This window comes from Mesorhizobium sp. M7A.F.Ca.CA.002.15.2.1 (genome assembly GCF_003998715.1).
Classification (GTDB): Bacteria; Pseudomonadota; Alphaproteobacteria; order Rhizobiales; family Rhizobiaceae; genus Mesorhizobium; species Mesorhizobium ciceri.
The window spans coordinates 1-1855 of sequence record NZ_RZPI01000888.1; the positions used below are offsets into that span (position 1 = coordinate 1).

Annotated in this window: 3 protein-coding genes; all 3 read left to right on the forward strand. The window is 61.7% G+C overall.

The features are described from left to right. Window positions 1-20: 20 nt before the first annotated feature. Window positions 21-659 carry a flagellar hook-length control protein FliK gene (locus ENZ74_RS30720; protein WP_245471045.1) on the forward strand — a complete coding sequence of 213 codons (639 nt, stop codon included), beginning with the start codon at window positions 21-23 and terminating at the stop codon, window positions 657-659. Then, window positions 589-1176 carry a transglycosylase SLT domain-containing protein gene (locus ENZ74_RS30725; protein WP_063168924.1) on the forward strand — a complete coding sequence of 196 codons (588 nt, stop codon included), beginning with the start codon at window positions 589-591 and terminating at the stop codon, window positions 1174-1176. Before ENZ74_RS30720 ends, ENZ74_RS30725 begins: the two co-directional genes overlap by 71 nt. 223 nt (window positions 1177-1399) lie before the next feature. After that, a partial coding sequence (locus ENZ74_RS30730; RefSeq protein WP_164761346.1) for a response regulator occupies window positions 1400-1855 on the forward strand: 456 nt, incomplete at its 3' end.

The following is a 1855-nucleotide window of genomic DNA, read 5'->3' on the forward strand; positions in this document are numbered from 1 at the left end:
TCGAGGATGTGCGGTCCTCGATGCGTCCCGAAGCGGGAAAACAGTCCCTGTCCGCCGCGCGCATCGACGTGGTGTCGGAACGGAGCTTCCCCGCGCCGCCGCAGGGTCCCATCAGCCAGGCGGCCCTCAATGTGATCAACGCCATAGCCGCCGACGCCGGGCCGCAAAAGGCGCTTTCAGCCTCACCCACGACCACCCATCTGGCCAGCTCTGTTGCCGTTCCGACACATGTGTTGAAGATCGAACTTCACCCTGCCGAACTCGGCATGGTGACGGCCAATCTTCGCCTCTCCGGGGAACAACTTTCGATTGAGCTGAAGCCTGAAACACACGATGCCTATCGTCGGCTGTCCGCCGACAGCGAGGCCATCGTCAAGTCGCTGCGAGGGCTCGGCTTCGAGGTTGACAAGGTCACGATACTGCAACCTTCGGTAGCAGTTCCCGCTACAACCCGGACGGATGCAACCGCTCCGTTGGCGGCGGCAACAGGCCGCGATCCAGCATCCTTTCAACCGGGGAATTCGGGCGGCGGCAATGGTGGAGCCGGCGGCCAGCAACCGGGTCAGCAATCCTCAAGGAACCGCAACGATGACGCGCAGGACTACGGCCGCGGCACTTCGCCTTCTCGCGAGCGCGCTGGCGGCGATATCTTTATCTAGCGCGGTAACAGCTGCCGCAGCCACGACCAACCCTTGCGAGCCGGAAATCCTGCGCGCCGCCGACCGCTATGGCGTTCCCGCCGGCATCCTTTATGCCGTTGGCCTGACGGAGACCGGCAACAAGGGCAGCCTTCAACCCAACGCTTTGAATATAGAGGGAAAAGCAGTCTTTCCCAGAAGCCGGCCCGAGGCCCTTGCCGCCTTCGCCAATGCCCGGCGCGAGGGCAAGACCCTGATCGATCTGGGCTGCATGCAGATCAACCACCACTACCACGCATCGCATTTTCGCAGCGTCGAGGACATGCTCGACCCACGTCAGAATGTCGACTATGCGGCGCGCTTCCTGGCCAGCCTTCATGCCCGTCACGAGACCTGGTCGATGGCCGTGGCCCGCTATCATGCCGGCCCCGACAATGACCCGGCGCAGAAGATCTATGTCTGCCGTGTCATTGCCAACATGGTCGCCACCGGCTTTGGAAAATGGACCGCGAACGCCCGCGGATTCTGCAACCCATAAGCGCATTTTCCATTACTAATAGACCTAACACACAACCCCGAATTGTTGTTCTGGCCTGGCCAAAACTTGGCGCCGAATGCGTATCTGGCTGCACGCTAATGCAACCGATACGATTCCAGACTCCCAAGAAACTAGCTACAAGAAATGACGGTTGTTCAGGATTCTCGCCAGCGGATAGGCCTCTCTTCACGGGGCAAATGATTCGATTCGGAAGGCGGGGCCGATGATTGTGATCGTTGACGAGCGCGAGCTCGTAACAGAGGGATACAATTCACTTTTCGATCGTGAGGGCATCGCCTGTGCAGGCTTTGCATCCGGCGAATTCGGTGAGTGGGTGAATTCGGCCGCCGACACCGATCTGCGCTCGGTCAGGGCCTTCCTCATCGGCGATTGCCGCGAAGGTTCCATCTCTCCGCGCCAGATCCGCGACCGCACCGGCGCCCCGGTGATTGCGCTGAGCGAACAGCATTCGCTGGAGAACACGCTGCGGTTGTTCGAGAGCGGCGTCGATGACGTCATTCGCAAGCCCGTCCATATTCGTGAGATCCTGGCCCGCATCACCGCGATCCGCCGCCGCGCCCAGGAAGACGTCGCCTACACCGAGATCGGCGCCATGCGCATCTTCATGGACGGCCGCGACCCCGCGATCGACGGTCAGCCCCTCCCCCTTCCGCGCCGC

Excerpts from the sequence above, each read along its gene's own strand:
- ENZ74_RS30720 (WP_245471045.1), top strand. The coding sequence starts at position 21 with ATGCGTCCCGAAGCGGGAAAACAGTCCCTGTCCGCCGCGCGCATCGAC.
- ENZ74_RS30725 (WP_063168924.1), top strand. The coding sequence starts at position 589 with ATGACGCGCAGGACTACGGCCGCGGCACTTCGCCTTCTCGCGAGCGCG.